Source organism: Chitinophaga dinghuensis (genome assembly GCF_003259435.1).
GTDB lineage: Bacteria > Bacteroidota > Bacteroidia > Chitinophagales > Chitinophagaceae > Chitinophaga > Chitinophaga dinghuensis.
This window is the reverse complement of the sequence record NZ_QLMA01000003.1, coordinates 250,188-270,124: the sequence shown is the minus strand read 5'-3', so window position 1 is coordinate 270,124 and position 19,937 is coordinate 250,188. Positions and strand designations below refer to the sequence as shown.

Sequence of the window (19,937 nt, the reverse complement as noted above, 5' to 3'; positions counted from 1 at the left end):
CCGGAAATGACAATACGTTTATAGTTGTCGGATTAATTCACTAAAGATAAGTGTCAGTTTTGGTTCTGCCGCTTTTGCAGCTTCCAGTACTTCTTCGTGTGTAATTACATTTTCCTCTTCACGGATACCAATATCGGTAATCACACTCATGGCAAATACTCTCAGGCCGGAGTGGATGGCTACAATTACTTCTGGTACAGTACTCATACCTACGGCGTCTCCACCGATGATATGCATATATTTATATTCAGCGCGGGTTTCGAAGGTAGGACCTTGTACGCCAACGTAAACGCCTGAATGCAGATCAATCTGGTTCATGGCTGCGATTTCCATGGCGCGGTAGATCAGTTCTTTATTATATGGCTCACTCATATCCGGGAAACGAGGGCCCAGTTCACTTTCATTTGGTCCACGCAGCGGATGTTCTGGTTGCAGATTGATATGATCGCGGATAATCATGAGATCTCCTACGCTGAAGTCAGGGTTCATACCGCCGGCAGCGTTGGAAATGAATAAGGTATGAATACCCAGGGCTTTCATTACACGTACCGGGAAGGTTACTTGTTTCATAGAGAAACCTTCGTAGAAGTGGAATCTTCCAGCCATAGCCACAACAGGCTTATCGCTCATATATCCCAGGATCAGTTTTCCAGAGTGGCCTTCCACTGTAGATACCGGAAAATGGGGAATATCTTTGTAAGGAATTTCAATGGCATCTTCAATATCCTCTGCCAGGTCGCCAAGGCCACTGCCCAGGATTACCCCTGCCAACGGCTTCTCATCCCAGAATTTACTGATATAATCACTCGCTGCTTTGATCTGATCTGTGAGTTCGCTCATATTTTACTTTTCGTTAATTCGTTTAATTTTCTGTTTTATAGCCGGAAATTACACTGCAATATCGTATTACCGGCGAACCGGCGCAAAGTTATTTTTTAATTCACAAATGACTCAGTTTTATATTTAAATCATAATAGCCTATTTTAGCGGCAAATTTTATTCCGATGAACTTACACGAGTACCAGGCTAAAGAACTGTTGAAAAAATATAATGTACCGGTACAGGAAGGCATTCCGGTAGATACGCCTGAAGCGGCCGCCGAGGCTTACAAACAACTGAAAGTACAATACGGTAACGAGTTTGCTGTTGTAAAAGCACAAATTCATGCCGGTGGACGCGGTAAGGGTAAAATCCGTGGTACAGAACAGAGAGGTGTGGCCGTAGGAAAAAATGCGGAAGATATCAAAACCATTGCTGGTAATATCCTGGGTGGTACCCTGGTTACTATCCAGACTGGCGAAGCTGGTAAATTAGTAAACAAAGTGCTGGTTGCACAGGATGTTTATTACCCAGGTCCTAATCCTGTAAAAGAATTCTACCTGTCTATCCTCCTGGATCGCGCTAAAAGCATGAACGTTATCATGTACTCCACTGAAGGTGGTATGGATATCGAAGAAGTTGCACACAGCACTCCAGAAAAAATATTCAAAGAGTGGGTTAAACCTAATATGGCGCTGCAGCCATTCCAGGCGCGCAACATCGCTTTCAACCTCGGTCTGAGCGGTGATGCATTCAAAAACATGGTGAAATTCGTTACTAACCTGTACAATGCGTACGTAGGACTGGATTGCAGCATGCTGGAAATCAACCCACTGTTCAAAACCAGCGACGAGAAAATCATTGCTGTAGATGCGAAAGTAAACCTGGACGACAATGCGCTGATGCGTCATGCGGACCTGGAAGCACTGCGCGACATCACTGAAGAAGATCCTACCGAAGTAGAAGCAGGTAAATACAACCTGAACTTCGTAAAACTCGACGGTAACGTAGGTTGTATGGTAAACGGCGCCGGTCTGGCAATGGCTACCATGGATATGATCAAACTGTCTGGCGGTGAACCAGCTAACTTCCTGGACGTAGGAGGTACTGCTAACGCTCAAACCGTTGAAGCAGGTTTCCGTATCATCCTGAAAGATCCTAAAGTAAAAGCGATCCTCATCAATATCTTCGGTGGTATCGTTCGTTGCGACAGGGTTGCTCAAGGTGTAATCGATGCTTACAGATCTATCGGCAACATCAACGTTCCTATCATTGTACGTCTGCAGGGTACCAACGCTGCTGAAGCGAAACAACTGATCGAAGAATCAGGTCTGAAAGTTCAGTCTGCCATTCTGCTGAGTGAAGCTGCTGCTCTGGTAAACAAAGCTGTTAGCGCTTAAACTGATTATCACTTTACTACATAATAAAACGGGGCCAGTGAATACTGGCCCCGTTTTATTATGTAAAGACAAGCTTAATTCTATTTACTCATGCCCATTACAGCAGCTTTTGCAGAAGCCCAAGCAGCATATTTCTTAGATTCTTCCGGGTATTTCTCCTTTGTCCGTTGAGCCAGCGAGGACAGTAATTCGAGAGATGAACCCTCATTCACCAGGGTTCTAACCCATTTCAAATAAAGTTCTGTTACCTCAGGATCTTTGAACGCTTCATAGTTATAAAATGGTAGAACGCGGGCATTATTCTCATTTTTGTCCTGGTTTGCAATGGAGAATTCAATAAATGCTTTCGCATTTTTGTTATTGCGCACCATGAACATCATAGCAAAATCCATTTTTATCTTATCCCAATCGCCACCTGCCGCATATTCTGTTTCATGCTTTTTCAGGAATTCATTGAAGGCTGCCTCATCATATTTTGAAGGTAATTCCAGCATATCCTTTTTCATGATATTATCCAGGATGCCGGTATTCACATCTATTCCGAATAAATCTTTGTACGACTGGCGATTAGCGAGATAATAGGCCCGGTAGTCAGCAGGTAAACTACGACACAGCGCCATGGCTTTTACCGTCATTTCTGCTTTCTTATCTTTTTGTTTTGCCAGGAAGTCTCTTACTATCGAGTCTTTCGGAAACTCCCTGCTCTTGCTGTAAAATTGCTGATACCACTGCGGGCCTTCTTTCGCGATGGTAGTGGCGAAGCCGTCATGGAATTTGCCCGTTTTATACCTTGCAATAGCTTCCTTCAGAAATTTCAGGAATACGTCTGCATCATGGTAACCGAGGTCCATGCTCACCAGTTTACCTTCCGGAGAGATCACCAGGTAAGTAGGAAAGCCATGCAGCATATACCTCGCACAGAGATCGTTACCGAATTCTTCTTTGAAGACATCAAAGCCGGTATTTATAAAATTATCCAGCATGTATTGTTTTACATCTTTACTGGGGAATACACGAACTTCCATGTCTTTACAAGCATGGCAGCCTTCGAAATAAGTGTCAACAAAAATTGGTTTCTTTTCTTTTTTTGCCTTGGCCAGTAGTTCATTCCAGGAGGCCTTGATAAATTGAGTGCTGTCCTGCGCCATGGACGCCAACGGCAGCAACCCCGCCAATAGCAGGGCACAGATGGTTTTTTTGATCATCATTTTCTTTTTAATGGTGGTTGTTTGCAGCATTGAAACTACTAAAACAGACCGAAATTGCATACGCTTCTTTTCCACTGGCGATTTGTACTTATGAACGGCAGGAAAATTTTTTTTAACGGATTTATGGAATCCTATACTTAGAACACATCATTCCTAAAAATATACCCATGAAACGAACATTATTCTTCGTAGGCTGCCTGATGATTGCCGGGTCCGTGTCTGCACAAACAAAAAAACAGACCATGGCCACCACTATCAGCAAGGTTACTGTATTCATAAAGGGCGCTCAGATCACACGCACCGGCAGTATTGCGCTGGCCGCAGGGGTTAACCAGATCGTGATTTCAGAGGTTTCTCCAGATGTAGAGGAAAAGAGCATCCAGGTTAATGGAGACGGCGACTTCACACTGCTGGCCGTTTCCCGGCAATCCAATATGCTGCGCCAGCAGAATAAAAGAGAGGAAATCGCAACCCTGCAACAGCAAAGGGAAAAACTACAACTACAACTGGCTAAGGAAAACAATAACGAGCAAGTATATACGGAGGAGAAAAATATGCTGCTGAAGAATCAAACCGTTACCGGCAATAATGGGGTGAAAGCAGCAGATTTACAGGCTTCCCTGGATCTCCAACGGACAAGGCTATCCGAAATATTATCTAAAATCCTGGACATCCAGCAGGCGGCCAAACAAACCTCCATTGAACTGAAAAAGGTAGAACAGCAACTGATGGCACTCAACAACCAGGATAATATCCCTACCAGCGATATCATCCTGGATATTCAGTCTAAAATCGCTACCACAGGGAAGATCACCGTGAGTTATATGGTACGCAATGCCGGCTGGATTCCCTCTTATGATATCCGGGTAAAAGATATCAACCACCCCATCAACCTCGTGTACAAGGCCAACGTATTCCAGCAATGCGGAGAAGATTGGAAAAATGTGAAATTGAGCCTCAGTTCTGGCTCTCCGGAAGAAAGTAGTACCAAACCTACGCTTCTTCCATGGTACCTGCGCAGCTATAACTCTGTTTATGAACGCAATGCAGATATCAACGGACTTGCTCAAACAGTTGCTCCTACAGAAATAACCGGTATCGTAACGGATGAAGATAATACCCCTTTGCCTGGCGCCACTATTTCCATCAAAGGCAGAACCCTCGGCGCTATCACAGACGGACAAGGTAAGTTTCGTATTCAGCAACCGCCAGGAAACAATATTATCCAGGTAAAATCAATTGGTTATATGCCAGCGGAACTACCCGCCAGAAATAACCTGCACTTTTCACTCAGACCGGATAATAAAGCGCTAGGTGAAGTAGTAGTTACAGGTTATTATGCCGACAGCAACCTGGAAGGCCGCCTAGCCGGCTTATCTGTTAGCAGTAATTCCCGTGCGGATAAAAAGATAATAAAAATACGCGGTATGAGTACCCTTCAGGATGTACCGGAAGTATTCACTCCTACTACTGTCAACTTTGATATACCTGTTCCTTATACTATTCTTCCTGATGGAAAACCTTACAGTGTAGGCATCAAGGAACTGGAAATACCTGCCTCCTATCAGTATTTTGCAATACCTAAGCTGGAAAAGGCCGCTTATCTCACGGCATCTGTTACAGAATGGGAACAACTAAACCTACTGGACGGAGAAGCCAGTATTTTCTATGAAGGCACTTATATTGGCAAGACCTTACTGGATCTCCAATCTGGCGCCGATTCTCTGCAAATCTCTCTGGGTAAGGATAAGCAAGTTGTAGTAAATCGTACTATGCAGAAAGATGAAAGCAAGAAAGGATTCCTGGGCGGCAAAACAACTTTCTCCAAATCATGGGAAATCAGTGTACGCAATAACAAAGGTATACCTGTAAATGTGATTGTACAGGATCAGTTACCTATTAAGACATCTTCTGAAATGGAAGTTTCCAGAGTGGAATATGGAGACGCGGTTCTACAGGAAGATACCAGACAACTAAACTGGCATCTCAATATACCTCCGGCAACTGAGCAGAAAAGGGTATTGAAATATGCGATTACCTATCCAAAAGGAATGATTACCAACGCCCAATAAAAGAGACAGCCCGCCGGTCATCCGGCGGGCTGTTATATGAAAAAGGTGATGATCTTACTAAATAGCGATGAATATCTTCACCGGCGCATCTGCCTGATATAACTCAAAATCATAAGTGTACTTTCTTTTGAGTTCTTTATCATGTTTCCAGATATCCACCCAGGTGGCAACTACCGCCTGTGGCATTTCTCCTTCTACCAGGTATTCCCTGAAGTGCGCTTCTGGAAAATCCCTTCCTACCATTCCTTCCGGAATTGATTCCAAGGAAGATACCGCTACACCGAGTATCGTGGTATAGTCCTCCGTATAGTCGCTCACGTAGTCTGTATATATGGAGTAAATATCGTTCGATACTTTGTTGGGAATTTTATCCAGCAGATTCTCCGAATAAAATTGTTCCCATAATTTACCAATATCACCTGCTGCCTTGCTTTCTTGGTTTGTTGTTCTTACGGCAATTCCAATTATTTTCATTTTCTCCTATTTTAGAAACAGCTGTCAGTCAGGTCTAAATTGATATCTTATTGATTATCCTTTTTCGGCATCACTGCTTTGGGCTGTGGTGGCGCAGGTTTATCGTCTTTCTTATCCTTGTCTTTATTCTCGTCCTTTTTAGGCTTATCTGTACCTGGATTTGCAAAGTCATCTCCATAACCAGAAGAGTCTATGTAATCCTGTTCAGAACCGTTGCCGGAATTCTCTGCTTCCGCACCTGGCTGCACATTGGAGTTAAAGTCCTCAAACGATTCATTCGCCATATTTGCCGGCATAATGAATTTATCGCTGGCGGATACTTTCAAGGTTGGATCTGCATATACTTTCTGCATGAAGTAAGCCCAGATAGGTAAGCCTGTATTGGCGCCCTGACCCATAGCGGTAGTGCTGAAGTGGAGATAGTTGTTTTCACAACCTACCCATGCACCAGCGAGGATTTTCGGCGTATAACCAATAAACCAACCGTCGGTATTATCGTTGGTGGTACCTGTTTTACCGCCTATTTCCCCTTGGATATTGTAACGGGAACGCAGACGGGCAGCGGTTCCACCCGGACCAGTTACTCCTTCCATCATTTTCACCATGGTGTATGAATCATGCTCACTGATTACCTCGCGTTTCATAGGCGCGAAGGTTTCCAGGATATTGCCATATCTGTCTTCAATACGGGTGATATAGATAGGTTTGGTATTGATACCTCTTGCCGGGAACATCGTGTATGCCTGGAGCATCTCATACAGCGAGAGATCCACGGCGCCCAGTGCGATGGATGGATATGGATCAATTTTAGGGGTGAATCCTATTTTATTCTTAGCGAAATCTGCGAAATTTTTAGGACCCACTATTTGAATCAGACGAGCTGCTACAAGGTTGAGGGATTTAGCCAGTGCGCCTGCCATGGTGATAGAACCGCCGGTACTACCTTCGGAGTTATGCGGGGTCCAGCCATCGATAGTGATTGGCTCATTCGGCAACATGGTGAGTGGAGACATACCATTTGTAACGGCAAAGCAATACAGAAATGGTTTGAATGTAGAACCTACCTGACGGCGCGTTTTAGATACGTGGTCGTTTTTGAAATAACGGAAATCGGGACCACCCACCCAGGCTTTCACTTCGCCGCTTTCAGGGTCCATGGCCATAAAGCCGGCCTGGAGAATCGCACGTGTGTAACGGATGGAGTCCATCGGCGTCATAACGGTGTCGATATCGTTCATTTCCTGTTCGGTGAAGCTTCTCCAGCCGAATACTTTCATTTTAACCGGCGTATTGAAAACGCGGTTGATAGTGGAATCATCTGCGCCATCATCTTTCATTTGCTGGTAGCGGTCAGATTCCTGCATGAATTTATTCAGTTCTTTCTGCCAGTTTTTCCATACGCTACCCGATTTGATATTGTTTTGTGCAAACAATGATTTCTGGAGCGTCATCAGGTGATGGCGTACGGCTTCTTCTGCATACAGCTGCATGCGTGGATTGATAGTCGTATAGATTTTCAGTCCATCACGGTAGATGTTATAGGAAGAACCGTCTGATTTTTTATGATTGGCACACCAGGTTTTCAGCTCATCCCGCAGTACTTCGCGGAAATAAGGAGCAGGTCCTTTGTTATGGTCAATTTTATTGTAGTGCAGTACAATTGGTTTGCTGGTGGCAGACGCAGCTTCTGCTGGGGTGATGAAGTTATTCTCCAGCATGTTTTTGATCACCGTATTTCTGCGATCCAGCGCCATTTTCGGGTTACGGCGAGGGTTGTAAAGGGTATTTCCTTTGAGCATACCCACCAGGATGGCCGCCTCTTCGATAGAAAGATGTCCGGCATCTTTACTGAAGAAGGTACGGGCCCCATTTTCAATACCGTAAACGTTATCACCGAAGGATACCGTGTTTAAATAAAGTGTTAAAATTTCCTTTTTAGTGAAATTTCTTTCCAGCTTGACAGCAATAATCCATTCTTGTATCTTCTGGAAGCCGCGGGAAATAGGATTTGTGGCTCTTTGTTTACCCAGTACATCTGCCTGGAGATTGAGTGCCAGCTGTTGTGTGATGGTACTGGAGCCACGTTTTTTACCGATCATGAGGTAAAATGGAATGGCAAAAGTAGCTTTCGGATCAATCCCTGAATTGTCATAAAACCGACTTTCCTCGGTGGCAATCAAGGCGTTGATTACATTTGGAGATATCTCGTTATAGTCGCTACTGGAGCGGTCTACCTGATAATACTTACCTAATATGGTACCATCATCGGCTATTACTTCGGAGGCCAGTGCAGCGCGAGGGTTCTCCAGTTCTTCCATGGAAGGCATATTGCCAATGACACGGAAGTTGATGAGTAATACGAGGATAGTCAATAGTGCTAAAATCCCAAAAGCCACTCCCCACAATATTTTCACCGATTTTTTCATGCGTTTTTCTGATTTGTTAAATGGCTAAACTTACCTAAAGTCTGACCGACAAAGCTAATGGAAATTTTCAGGATTTTGCACTGTTACTGTGTTACATAATTATCAGTAAAGAATTTGCGATATCCGGCCAAATCCTTGGTGCTGTTTAGCAGGATAAAATTATCTCTTGAAATGACGAACATGGAGTAGTCTGCAGGCTTAATACGCGGGATAATATTGGCAGAGGCAGCATCGCGGATTTCATCGAAGTATTCCAGTGCTTTGTCTTCGTTCGGGAAGAGCCTGAATATCAGCATGATATCATTTGGCGTTAGTACAAAGCTACCTACTTCAATTTTGTCTGCCGCATGTTTGTTGGCATTATAGCGGGTGAACTGGTTCAGTCCCTCATCCATCAAATCTTTCGATACGCGCTGGAAAGAGAGTACCACAAAGAATGGATTATTTACATCTAACTTGTAAGGAGTCAGCGGTTTAGGGGGCGCTATTGGTAGCGCTTCCGGCGTAGGGGGCGCTACTGCAGCGGCTACCGTATTCAGTACCGGCGTATTGGCGGTTACATTGGAAGCCACTTTAATACTGTCTGCTTTCGTTTTGGCAGTGTTTACTTTATCTGTCAGCGAAGGCTGAGGATTCTGCCAAGGATAGCGGATAGAAATATTCTCATCCAGCGCGGCGCCGCCATTGCTGGTTTTCTGTATTTCCAGTTGTGCGAGGTAATTATATATTTCTTTGCGCTTATTCAGCACGTCCATCAGGGCTTGTGCCTGGGAATGAATAGCCTCGTCAGAAGCGTATTTATTCAGTACATACTGCACTGCGCGAACAGAGCGCATGGTGGTATCTGTGGCGAAGGAAGTATCTGTTTTCACCGTTACCATTGCTTGTAACAGGTCAAATTTAGGTTGCAGGTAATTCACGCCGTATACAGAATCTACCATTGCACGCATGGCGATGGCCGCATCGTAGTTACCGTTACGGAAGGCGGTATAGGCAGAATCATAGGCCTGACTGATAGCTTTCTTCTTACCGGCATCGATATCTTTCAAAGCCCCAAAACGGATATAATCTGCGAAATTCGTTTGTGCGTAATCGTTAAGTACCTGGTTTTTATAGCGGTTGGCAATATCGTTTCTACCCAGCTTTCCGTTCCATACATAGAGGGAATATAACACTTCCGGCTTCTGTGGATGGTTGGGATAAATGTATAGCAATGAATCGTAGGTTTCTATGGCCAGTTTCGCATTTTCCAGTTTATCGTAATAGAGTTTTCCCAGTTCAAACCAGGCATCCTGGCATTTCGTTCTGGAAATATCAAATTTCTCTTTGGTGAGTGGCAGGCCCTGGGCAAGGGTTTCAGCGGTAATGCTATCGGGCGATACAGTGGCAGGCGCTTGTTCTGTAGGCGCATTGAGCATAGCTGGTCCGTTGTTGGCGATATTGGCATTGTTACCGCTAGGCTGACTACGACGCCAGTTATCCGCCAGTTGCCTGTTACCCCAACGGCGTTTGAATTCAGAATAACCGGAAGATTTTGCCGCCTGATTATAGAAGTACCAGTCGCCATTCCCATCGTTTTGCGGAGCGAATCCAGCAGCATTCCCCATCAAACTGCTGCCAAAAGCAACGTTGTTACTGGAGTTGGAGGCATTTTTAGCATCTGCTTTCTTTTTATCCGCCGCTTCTTTCTTTATTGTGCCTGCAAGTTTAGAGAGATAAATGTTACGATCTGATTCAGGCATCATAGCAATGCGTTGGAGACTATCTTCCCGATGAATCAATGCCACTCTGGCTGCAACATCTCCTAATACGTTCTTACGGGTTGTCACCACAGCAGCATCTGCAAAGTCGTTGGTCATTACGCCAGCGGTACTATCGTAATATTTCTTTGCTTCCAGGTAGTTACGCTGATCGTAGTAGATATCTGCGATGCCTTTATAAGTGAGGGTGCGTTGTACCAGGTTATTGCTGGGTTCTTTCAGTGATTTCTGCATGTAGGCCTGGGCAGCATCTGCATCTTTAGGGTAAGACAACATACCCATTGTATAGAGAATCCCATCGCGGTAAGGATGGAAGCGCTCTTTGCGGAGCATATGCCGGAGGCCTTCAATACTTTTCGTTGGATCGCCGTTTTCCCTGGCGGCATTGAGCTTGGCGATCTGGATACGTGCCTGAAAATCCATCATAGGGTCAGGCCTCTGTGCGATCACTTCGCGGAATTGCTCAATAGCAGAATCCGGGCGGTTTTGCATGGCCAACAGCTGACCGAGAATGAAGGACATTCTCGCTTTAGCTACTTTATCCCTGCTTTTATCTATGGCGATTTGTAAAGGCTCAATTGTTTCCGGGTATCTGCCCTGGATGTAGTTGCCGTAAGCTCTTACTTCAGCGAGGGAGCCTTCCAGGCGTTTGGGGAATTTCGGGTCGTTATGGAGTACGTTCAGCAAGGCTTGTACCTCATCGAATTCCTTTTGTTCCAGGAGGGTGCGGGCTCGCCAGAGGAAAGCGTCGTTGCGGGCGCTTTTATGGCGGAACGGCCCCAGGATACCTTTTGTTTTTTCTTTGGTGGCAACGGAAATGTGATCGTTCTCTGCAGAGCCGATCACGGTTTTGTATTCCTTCTTATTCTTTGGCGCAAAAGCGATATTAACGAACTGGAAGGTTTTGTTGGCATTGTCCAGGTCTCCTTCGTAGAAGTAGGCGCGGCCCATGAGTACATAGCAATCAGGTATCCATTTTCCTCTGGGATCGTGGAGTTGTATGCCGGTAGAGGCCTTTTCCACTACAGAATCCAGTTCTTTTTTGCTAAAGCTTTGGTTCTGCATGGTGAAAGGATAGAAAGGCAATAAAACATTATAGTTGTCCTGCCCCTGGCGGTTGACGGTACGTACTACTTTGTTCAGCTTTGTTCTTGCATGGAAATAGTAGTTATAGCGGGTGGCCAGGTTTTGCCAGAAGGCGCGGTAGAGGGTCCATCGTTTTTTCTCCAGCATGATTTCAGCGGGGGTACGACGATCTTGTACTTTGGTATTATTGCCGGCTCCGAGTTGAAACAACGGTTTTCCCTGGGTATTACCCTGAGGATTGCTTTTTTGTGACTGGTTCTGGGGCCGTATCACCGTCTGCTGGTTACGGTTCTGGGGCTGTTGAATCTGCGCCCAAGCCGCTGGTATTCCCATGCACAATAAAAAAAGTAAAGCAAAATATCTTAATAGTAACTTGTTGCGATTCATGGATGCCAGGGTGTATAGGCTAAATATATATAACTTCCAGATTAAAAAAATATTTTAAAGATACTGTAAAAATGTGGAAAATCTTATAATAATTTATCATTTAACCGGCTGATAATCAACCTTGAGAATGCATAGACTATCAGATTTTTTTTCTGTATCTCCCTATATCTGATAAACGAAACAACAAATAAAACAAATATGATTAACTTTAGCCGCCTGAAAACGAAAAAATTGCAATGGCAAGGAAGGGGAATAAAAATAAAAGAAGAAATTTAGAGAAGCTTAGTCATAAGTATCGTCTGGTTATTATGAACGATGAAACTTATGATGAAGTAACTTCGTTCAAATTGTCGAGAATGAGCGTATACATAGCATTGAGTACCCTCTTTGTATTGCTGGTGGCTATTACAGTAGCTACCATTGTGTTCACGCCCTTGCGTTATTATATTCCCGGCTATGGCGATCTGAAGCAGCGCAGAGAATTTATCCATCTCAAAATGCGCGCAGACTCTCTCGAAAATGCCGTAAATGCCCGTGATAAGTACCTGAATAACATCAAACAGGTGATCAACGGCGAGTTTACCGGCAAACTAGATACAACGATGGTACAGGTGCCCAAAGTGGATGGCAGCACCTATTAAACAGTAACTATTTTGAATATATATTATTGATTATTAGTTAATTACAGATTATCAATAAATCTCAAAATAATTTAATTTATTTTACATCGTTTTAACTTTCAAAACTGAAAAACCTGAAAACCTATGTTTAATAACAGTTCAAAATCTAAAGGCGACGGCAAAAGCATGCTGCCCTCCTCTACTATCAACATTATCGGAAGTGGTACCTCTATTCAGGGCGACATCGTTTGTGAAGGTGATATCCGCATTGATGGCCAGGTAAACGGTCTGGTATCAACCAAAGCTAAAATAGTAGTAGGTCCGGAAGGAGACATTACCGGAGATTTGGTTTGTCAGAGTGCCGACATTATGGGGAAAGTTACTGGAATCATCAAAGTGGATGAGCTCCTGTTCCTGAAAGGAAATGCACTTGTAAAGGGAGATGTCTACACTAATCATTTCGAAATGGAGCCAACCGCTAAATTCAATGGCCGTTGCTACATGGAAGATGAAAAGCCGACAGAAACACACAAAAATGGAAAGTCAGTCGCCAAAAAAGAAGCCGAACAACCACAAGCCTGATAACAAGGCTAGTTCGGTCATGCGCTATGCGGGTCTTGCGTTTCAGATGATGACAACGCTTGGATTGGCAGTATTTGCAGGTTATAAGCTAGACCAAAAAATTGGCTGGCGTTTTCCTGTTTTTCTTGTCATTTTTTCTTTACTCGGTTTAGCCATAATTTTGTGGCAAATTATTAAAGACACCCGCAGGTAATGAGCGATAGATTTTTTATTCGACTATTTGCCGTATTCGGCATTTTAAATGGAATTTTAATGGCGTGCAAACCCAGGTTGATGGATATCAGCGCACACTTCTATGTGCTGCTTATCGGCAACCTGGTCCTGGCGCTGGTTTCTCTGTTCTCCTACAGAATGAGCCGTAAAGGCCTTCAAACCGCTAACAACAACGCTTTTGTCAGAGCCGTTTATGGTTCCACACTCAGCAAACTGATGATCTGTGTGGTAGGTATTATCGCCTATGTACTCACTTACAGACCTAATGTCAGTAAAGCAACCATCTTTATCCTGCTGTCTCTCTACCTCGTTTATACCATTTTCGAAACACTTAGCTTGTTTAATTATATCCGAAAGAAGAAGTAAATGAAACAGGAGGCGCCATTACATGCCTTAGCGGCTTATCTGCCGGATGGTACCTTCGAACCGGTAATGGAATTTATCCGAATTTTTAAGGTACATCTCACCATTACCCGTGAAAGAAAGAGTATCCTCGGAGATTATCGCCACCCGGATGGAACAGGGAAAGGCCATCGCATCAGCATCAACGGATCGCTGAATAAGTATTCCTTTCTCATTACCCTCCTGCATGAACTGGCACATCTGACCACTTTCAATAAGTACAATAACCGTGTGGCCGCCCATGGAAAAGAGTGGAAAGCGGAATTTACCAATATCCTCAGCGGATTTGTTGGTAAAAATTACCTGCCACCGGATGTAGAACTGGCGGTGAGACAAAGTATGCTCAATCCTGCTGCCAGCTCCTGTGCAGACGAAGACCTGCTGCGCGTACTCAGCAGATACGATCGTAAAAAAGATAACCATTACTTTGTGGAGCAACTGCCCTTACATCAGCACTTCAAAACAAAAGACGGCAGAATATTCAAAAAAGGAGAGAAAATCAGGAAACGCTATCGTTGTGAGGAAGTTGCCTCTAAACGATTATACCTTTTTAGTCCTGTATACGAAGTGGAATTGGTGACCGAATAACTAAAAGAAGTGCCACCGCCGGTCAGACGGTAGCACCATATCATGCTTATTTTACTTCTGTATAATGTAACTCGGGGAATGTCATCGCCCGGTTAATCAACTGTATTTCAAGTTTAATAATCTTCTCTTCTGCTGCTGCCTGTAATTTATGGGCATCATCTGTTGGCTTATGGTAATCATCATGCCCTCCCGTGTGGAAGAATAATACCGGCACCTGATGCATATAAAAGTTATGATGGTCAGACGCGCCTTTTCCAGCGGCATCTGTAAAGAATTTAATACCATCCTGCTGTATGCCCTTGAATACCTCCGGCCATTCTTTAGCAGAACCAAAACCGCCTATACCTATCCCGCGCTCCGGATTATAACGGCCAATCATATCCATATTCAGCATGAAATGCATTTTATCCAAAGGCATCACCGGATGATTGGTATAATACTTTGAACCCTGTAAGCCCAGCTCTTCTCCACCAAATGCAATAAAGAGGAAGTTAAACGGTTCTTTGGTGTTATTCTTTGTATAATAACGGGCTAATTCCAGCAATCCAGCTATGCCGGAAGCATTATCATCTGCGCCATTGTGAATTTGTCCTACAGGATATTTACCATCGAAAAGCCCCGCTCTTCCCAGGTGATCGTAATGCGCGCCGATGACAATCGTACGTGCGGCGCCGTTATCCAGGAAGGCAATTACATTGCGACTTGGAATGTCTTTGTGACTGTTACGGTCAAATGTAAAATCCTGGAAATAGCTGCCATCCACTAATGGTTGGAGACCGAGTTTGCGAAACGCTTTCGCTACCCAGCGACTGGCTTTCACACCGCCTTTTTCTGCTGTTCCTCTGCCTTTCAGCTTATCGGAGGCCAGGTAGTTCACTGTCCGCTGAATCCTGGAGGCGGAAGGAATGGTATCCTGTGCCTGTGCCCCGATAAATAAAGCTACTGTACATAATCCGGTAAATAACACCTTTTTCATTGCACTAAATCCTTGGTTATCCTGCAAGTATATTAATAAACGACAGAAGGCTTCCCCAAAGGAAGCCTTCTGCTAAAATTTATGACTGAATTGTTCAGATGCTATTACTTTTTGTTGCGTTGCTGCATTTCCTGCTGGCGCTTCTGCATCTCTTCCAGTTTGCCTTGCCATTTAGACTTGTTCACTGGTTTCTTTTTGTTTTCCTGAATTTGTGCGTGGATTTTCGCCTCGTTGATTACAAATTTCTGAATAACAAATTGCAGAATGATAGATACTAAGTTAGACAGGAAGTAGTAGAATGTCAACGCTGCTGCTGTTCTGTTGAAGATACCCAGGAACATGATAGGCATGATGTAAGGCATATACTTCATAGCAGGATTGCTCTGGTCGGCCATACCGCGGTTGTAGAACGCGAGCATGAAGCTGGTAACAGTCATCAGCAGGGTGAAGAGACTCACGTGATCGCCATAGAATGGAATATTGAATGGCAGGTGAGCGATAGAATCGTAGGTAGACAAGTCGGTTGCCCAGAGGAAGCTTTCCTGACGCAGCTCAATGCTGGATGGGAAGAAGCTATACATGGCTACCAGAATAGGTAACTGCAGCAACATTGGTAAACATCCACCGAGCGGGTTTACACCTGCGCTCTTGAAGAGTTTCATTTGTTCTACGCCGAAAGTCTGTTGATCATCACCATATTTCTTCTTCAGTTCTTCGATTTCTGGTTTCAGCACTTTCATTTTCGCCTGGGAAACATAGCTCTGGTAAGTAAATGGAGCGATGAGGAGGCGGATGAAGATGGTGAGCAGAATGATGATCAGACCATAGTTGTGAATAAATCCGCTGAGGAAGTTAAACACAGGAATGATGAGCCATTTGTTCACATATTTCACGAAAGCAAAGATACCTGAGCCCAGCGGAATGATTTTTTCCATGCCGAGATCGAATGATTTCAGTGTTTTATAGTGGTTAGGACCGTAGTAGATTTCAATAGGGAAATTGAAATCGGCAGAGCGGTCGTAAGGGATCTGCAAAGTAGTGTAAGTCTGGCCTACGATGTTCGCGCTTTCAGGTACTTTGGTATTGATATCTGCGCTGGCGAAATCTGTTTTCTTAGCGATGAAGGTAGTGTTAAAGAACTGTTGTTTAACACTGATCCATTTCAGTTCGTTATCCAGTTTTTCGTGTGGTGTACGCTGCAGGGTGAAGTAGTCGTGTTTTTCTTTGTTGGTCATCCAGTGCACCTGGTTGTTCAGGCGTTCGTTCTGCATGTCCTGCTCTTGTTTATCTTCCTGGGAATTCCATTGCAGGGCGATGGTTTTCTGGTTACCTGGGAGGATGTTATTGAAGCCAACAGCGTGTATGTTATAGTCTACCACATAGCTACCTGGTTTCAGGGAGTAGGTAAACTCGAGGTAAGCGCCGCCGGCAGCGTTCAGACGATAGGAAATAGACTGCTGGTCGCCGGATTGCTGTGGCTGAGATGCTGCGAAGAACAGATCTGCAGATGGCAGCGATTTGGTTGGACTGGCAGGAACTTCTACTGATAAACGGTTAAAGGAGTTGTTAGTGAGCATCAGCGGCTGGCCTTCGTGTGTTTTGAACTTTTTCAGTTGCACGGAAGCTGGCTGACCACCTTTATTAGAGAAGGTAATTTTTACTACATCATTTTCCAGAACGCTGGTTTGTTCAGTACCCACAGCTGCTGCTGCGAATACGCCATATTCTCCGGAAATCTGTGCCTGATGGGCTGAATCGAGCTGAGTACCAGCCAGAGACGCAACTGTATCTACAGGTACGGTCTTAGGCTTGTTCACATTGGCGATGGAATCTTGTATGGCTTTTTCATGCGCAGCATTTTGTGCCTGTTTGTTATTGTAGAATATATATCCTACCAACAACAAACCCATTAATAAAAAGCCAATAACCGAATTTCTATCCATGAAATGCAATTAAAATTTAGGCAGCAAAGGTAATCCTTTTTCTGGCAAAGCCACCAAAGGTTACGTTCTACGCCCTCTTTTTTTGACGATTGTTTATTAAAGAATTGTTAAAAGGAAAGGGAGCGAAGCTAAAAGTCATTTTATAAAGAGAGGATCTGGTCGAAACTGTGGTTTTGACCAGATCCTCTCTTTATAGTCGTTGCCGCCTGATGGGCGGCAACGACGTGAAAACGTAGGGTGCTTCGTTTATAATATGACTAGTCAGCCCCAATGATATTTATATTATATAAAATAATATATCAACAGCAATTTATTTAGCTACTGCCTCTTCTGTGTGAACAGCTTTACCGTTTTTAGTTTCTGCGTAGGCTTTGGCAGCTTTCACGAAGGAAACGAACAGCGGAGCTGGCGCTTCTACGGTGCTCTTCAGTTCTGGATGGAACTGGGAACCTACAAAGAATGGATGGTTTGCCAGCTCGATCATTTCTACGAGGCCGGTATCCGGGTTTTTACCGGAAGGAATCATACCTGCATCTTCAAACTGCTGGAGGAAATCGTTATTGAACTCATAACGATGACGGTGTCTTTCACTGATGTGGGTGCTACCGTATATTTCAGCTGCTTTGGAGCCAGGACGCAGTTCGCAACCGTAAGCGCCCAGACGCATGGTACCGCCTTTGGCAGTGATTTTCTTTTGTTCTTCCATCAGGTTGATGACAGGATGGGCGGTATCCGGGTTCATTTCCACGGAGTGCGCATCTTTCCAACCGAGTACGTTGCGGGCATATTCTACCACAGACATCTGCATACCGAGGCAGATACCGAAGAATGGCAGGTTATTTTCGCGGGCATACTGAATAGCAGTGATTTTACCTTCAATACCACGATGACCGAAGCCAGGGGCTACCAGGATACCGTCGAGGTTTTTCAGTTTTTCACATACATTTTCAGGGGTCAGGTGTTCGGAGTGAATGTTCTGGATGATCACCTTGCATTCATTCACGGCGCCTGCATGTACAAAGGATTCCAGGATGGATTTGTAAGCATCCTGTAATTCCACGTATTTACCGATAAGACCGATAGTTACTTTTGTTTTTGGATATTTCAGTTTATCCAGGAATTCGCGCCATTTCACTAGTTCTGGTTCTTTTTCAACCGGCAGGTTCAGACGTTTGAGCACAGAAACATCCAGTTTCTCGCGCATCATTTCCAGTGGCACTTCGTAGATGGTAGGAACGTCGTTTGCTTCAATTACCGCATCTACCTGTACATTACAGAACAGGGCGATTTTCTTTTTCAGATCGCGGTACATTGGTTCTTCTGTACGGCAAACGATGATGTCCGGATGTACGCCATATTCGCTCAACAGACGCACAGAGTGCTGTGTTGGCTTGGTTTTGAGCTCTTTTGCCGCACGCAGATAAGGAATCAGTGTCAGGTGAACAACCAGGCAATCTTCTTCACCCAGTTCCCATTGCAGCTGACGAACAGACTCAATATAAGGCAGCGATTCGATGTCGCCCACGGTACCACCCAGCTCTGTAATCACGATATCATATTTACCGTCTTTACCTAACAAGAGGATACGACGTTTGATTTCATCGGTGATGTGCGGGATTACCTGAACGGTTTTACCGAGGTAAGCGCCTTCTCTTTCCTTGTTGATCACTGTTTGATAGATACGACCGGTGGTCACGTTGTTGGCCTGAGACGTAGGCGTATTCAGGAAACGCTCGTAGTGACCCAGATCGAGATCGGTTTCGGCACCATCTTCGGTTACATAACATTCCCCGTGCTCATATGGGTTTAATGTTCCCGGATCCACATTGATATATGGATCGAACTTCTGAATAGTCACTCTAAAGCCGCGTGCCTGCAATAGTTTAGCCAGCGAGGCGGCTATAATTCCTTTACCCAAAGAGGAAGTAACACCTCCCGTTACGAAGATATATTTTGCCATAAAAACTAAAATTCTGCTAAGAATACTTGACCTATAATGGGGGAAGTGCCGGACTGCTTTTGGTGCGATACCTGTCAAGTAAAATACTTCCGAAGGTCATGCAAAGTTACAAAAATTTGCTTCGCACCCAAGTATTTATATGGATTTGACAATTCCAGGGCAAAAAAATCCCCCGGAATCGGCCCCTGTCAACCCCTGCTGGCAGCGGATTCCGCCAGATTTTGAAATTCACAAAAATTATACGCACTGCAATCACGTATCATTCAAAAAATCTCCCAAAAACATTGGAATATGATAACTGTTTATCATCTTACGATAGACAAATTTCAAATTGCCCCCACAAACAAAATACTATTCTTTTTAATGCAACACCGCTATCAATCATATATCGTAAATTTGCGTCCGAAATACATAAAAGATGACTTTAACGCCTAAAAGAGCGCAGGACTCCCTGATTCAGATGACAGAACTGGTGCTGCCAAACGATACCAATACTTTTGGTAATCTGATGGGAGGCCGACTGATGTACTGGATGGATATTGCCGCTGCGCTTTCCTGCATGAAACATTGCTCTGCTCCCGTGGTTACCGCCTCGGTAGATAATATCTCTTTCGAAAATCCCATCAAACTGGGCAATGTGGTACACATTGAAGCGAAAGTGAGCCGGGCATTCAATACTTCTATGGAAGTACATATGCGCGTATGGGGCGAAGATCCCGTACAGCAATACCGCTATAAATCAAATGAAGCTTTCATGACTTTTGTAGCGCTGGACCCTAACGGTAACTCCAGACCCGTTCCTCCTATCACTGTAGACACAGAGGAAGAAAAAAGATTATATGATGGCGCCCTGCGCCGCAGACAGCTCAGACTCATCCTCGGTGGTAAAATGAAACCGGAAGATGCGGACGAACTGAAAGCTCTCTTTAACATATAAGGATATTACTTATAATAGAAGAACGGACCGTCGATATCGATGGTCCGTTCTTCTATTATTTATCAGCGAAGATTGGAGCGAGTA

Annotated in this window: 16 protein-coding genes; 8 read left to right on the top strand and 8 right to left on the bottom strand. The window is 44.3% G+C overall.

The window, feature by feature from the left end:
• Positions 1-18: 18 nt before the first annotated feature.
• The gene (locus CLV59_RS10110) at positions 19-840 is read right to left on the bottom strand and encodes a purine-nucleoside phosphorylase (RefSeq protein WP_111591915.1); all 822 of its coding nucleotides are present in this window, start codon (positions 838-840) and stop codon (positions 19-21) included.
• A gap of 164 nt (positions 841-1,004) precedes the next feature.
• On the opposite strand from CLV59_RS10110, the gene sucC reads away from it, so the two are divergent.
• Complete coding sequence (sucC, locus tag CLV59_RS10105; RefSeq protein WP_111591914.1) at positions 1,005-2,219, top strand: ADP-forming succinate--CoA ligase subunit beta; 1,215 nt, start codon at positions 1,005-1,007, stop codon at positions 2,217-2,219.
• A gap of 80 nt (positions 2,220-2,299) precedes the next feature.
• On the opposite strand, the gene CLV59_RS10100 is transcribed toward sucC, so the two are convergent.
• Entirely contained in the window at positions 2,300-3,427 is a 1,128-nt protein-coding gene (locus tag CLV59_RS10100) for a thioredoxin family protein (RefSeq protein ID WP_211323791.1), read from the bottom strand.
• Between the two features lie 167 nt (positions 3,428-3,594).
• Here CLV59_RS10100 and CLV59_RS10095 point away from each other — a divergent pair, with 167 nt between their 5' ends.
• A complete protein-coding gene (locus tag CLV59_RS10095) occupies positions 3,595-5,499 on the top strand; it encodes a DUF4139 domain-containing protein (protein ID WP_111591912.1) in 1,905 nt (634 codons plus the stop codon).
• Between the two features lie 57 nt (positions 5,500-5,556).
• Here CLV59_RS10095 and CLV59_RS10090 read toward each other — a convergent pair whose 3' ends face one another.
• From CLV59_RS10090 to porW, 3 genes are all read right to left on the bottom strand, one after another.
• On the bottom strand, positions 5,557-5,973 hold the full coding sequence (locus CLV59_RS10090; protein WP_111591911.1) for a GyrI-like domain-containing protein: 417 nt from the start codon (positions 5,971-5,973) through the stop codon (positions 5,557-5,559).
• Between the two features lie 47 nt (positions 5,974-6,020).
• The gene (locus tag CLV59_RS10085) at positions 6,021-8,399 is read right to left on the bottom strand and encodes a penicillin-binding protein 1A (RefSeq protein ID WP_111591910.1); all 2,379 of its coding nucleotides are present in this window, start codon (positions 8,397-8,399) and stop codon (positions 6,021-6,023) included.
• 83 nt (positions 8,400-8,482) lie between these two features.
• Entirely contained in the window at positions 8,483-11,578 is a 3,096-nt protein-coding gene (gene porW, locus CLV59_RS10080; protein WP_170137703.1) for a type IX secretion system periplasmic lipoprotein PorW/SprE, read from the bottom strand.
• Positions 11,579-11,988: 410 nt separating this feature from the next.
• On the opposite strand from porW, the gene CLV59_RS10075 reads away from it, so the two are divergent.
• The 5 genes from CLV59_RS10075 to CLV59_RS10055 all read left to right on the top strand — a co-directional run bounded on the left by CLV59_RS10075 (position 11,989) and on the right by CLV59_RS10055 (position 14,037).
• Entirely contained in the window at positions 11,989-12,273 is a 285-nt protein-coding gene (locus CLV59_RS10075; protein WP_245950846.1) for a hypothetical protein, read from the top strand.
• A gap of 123 nt (positions 12,274-12,396) precedes the next feature.
• A complete protein-coding gene (locus tag CLV59_RS10070; RefSeq protein WP_111591907.1) occupies positions 12,397-12,834 on the top strand; it encodes a bactofilin family protein in 438 nt (145 codons plus the stop codon).
• The gene (locus tag CLV59_RS10065; protein WP_211323789.1) at positions 12,788-13,027 is read left to right on the top strand and encodes an AtpZ/AtpI family protein; all 240 of its coding nucleotides are present in this window, start codon (positions 12,788-12,790) and stop codon (positions 13,025-13,027) included. Before CLV59_RS10070 ends, CLV59_RS10065 begins: the two co-directional genes overlap by 47 nt.
• Before the next feature lie 59 nt (positions 13,028-13,086).
• Positions 13,087-13,413, top strand: a complete 327-nt coding sequence (locus CLV59_RS10060; RefSeq protein ID WP_146616158.1) for a hypothetical protein — start codon at positions 13,087-13,089, stop codon at positions 13,411-13,413.
• On the top strand, positions 13,414-14,037 hold the full coding sequence (locus CLV59_RS10055; RefSeq protein ID WP_111591904.1) for a SprT-like domain-containing protein: 624 nt from the start codon (positions 13,414-13,416) through the stop codon (positions 14,035-14,037).
• Between the two features lie 46 nt (positions 14,038-14,083).
• Here CLV59_RS10055 and CLV59_RS10050 read toward each other — a convergent pair whose 3' ends face one another.
• The 3 genes from CLV59_RS10050 to CLV59_RS10040 all read right to left on the bottom strand — a co-directional run bounded on the left by CLV59_RS10050 (position 14,084) and on the right by CLV59_RS10040 (position 18,916).
• A complete protein-coding gene (locus CLV59_RS10050) occupies positions 14,084-15,013 on the bottom strand; it encodes a M20/M25/M40 family metallo-hydrolase (RefSeq protein WP_111591903.1) in 930 nt (309 codons plus the stop codon).
• 104 nt (positions 15,014-15,117) lie between these two features.
• Entirely contained in the window at positions 15,118-16,956 is a 1,839-nt protein-coding gene (gene yidC, locus CLV59_RS10045) for a membrane protein insertase YidC (RefSeq protein WP_111591902.1), read from the bottom strand.
• A gap of 310 nt (positions 16,957-17,266) precedes the next feature.
• Positions 17,267-18,916: a CTP synthase gene (locus CLV59_RS10040; protein WP_111591901.1), complete on the bottom strand. Its 1,650-nt coding sequence runs from the start codon at positions 18,914-18,916 to the stop codon at positions 17,267-17,269.
• 418 nt (positions 18,917-19,334) lie between these two features.
• Here CLV59_RS10040 and CLV59_RS10035 point away from each other — a divergent pair, with 418 nt between their 5' ends.
• Positions 19,335-19,853 carry an acyl-CoA thioesterase gene (locus CLV59_RS10035; protein WP_111591900.1) on the top strand — a complete coding sequence of 173 codons (519 nt, stop codon included), beginning with the start codon at positions 19,335-19,337 and terminating at the stop codon, positions 19,851-19,853.
• The last annotated feature ends 84 nt before the right edge of the window (positions 19,854-19,937 follow it).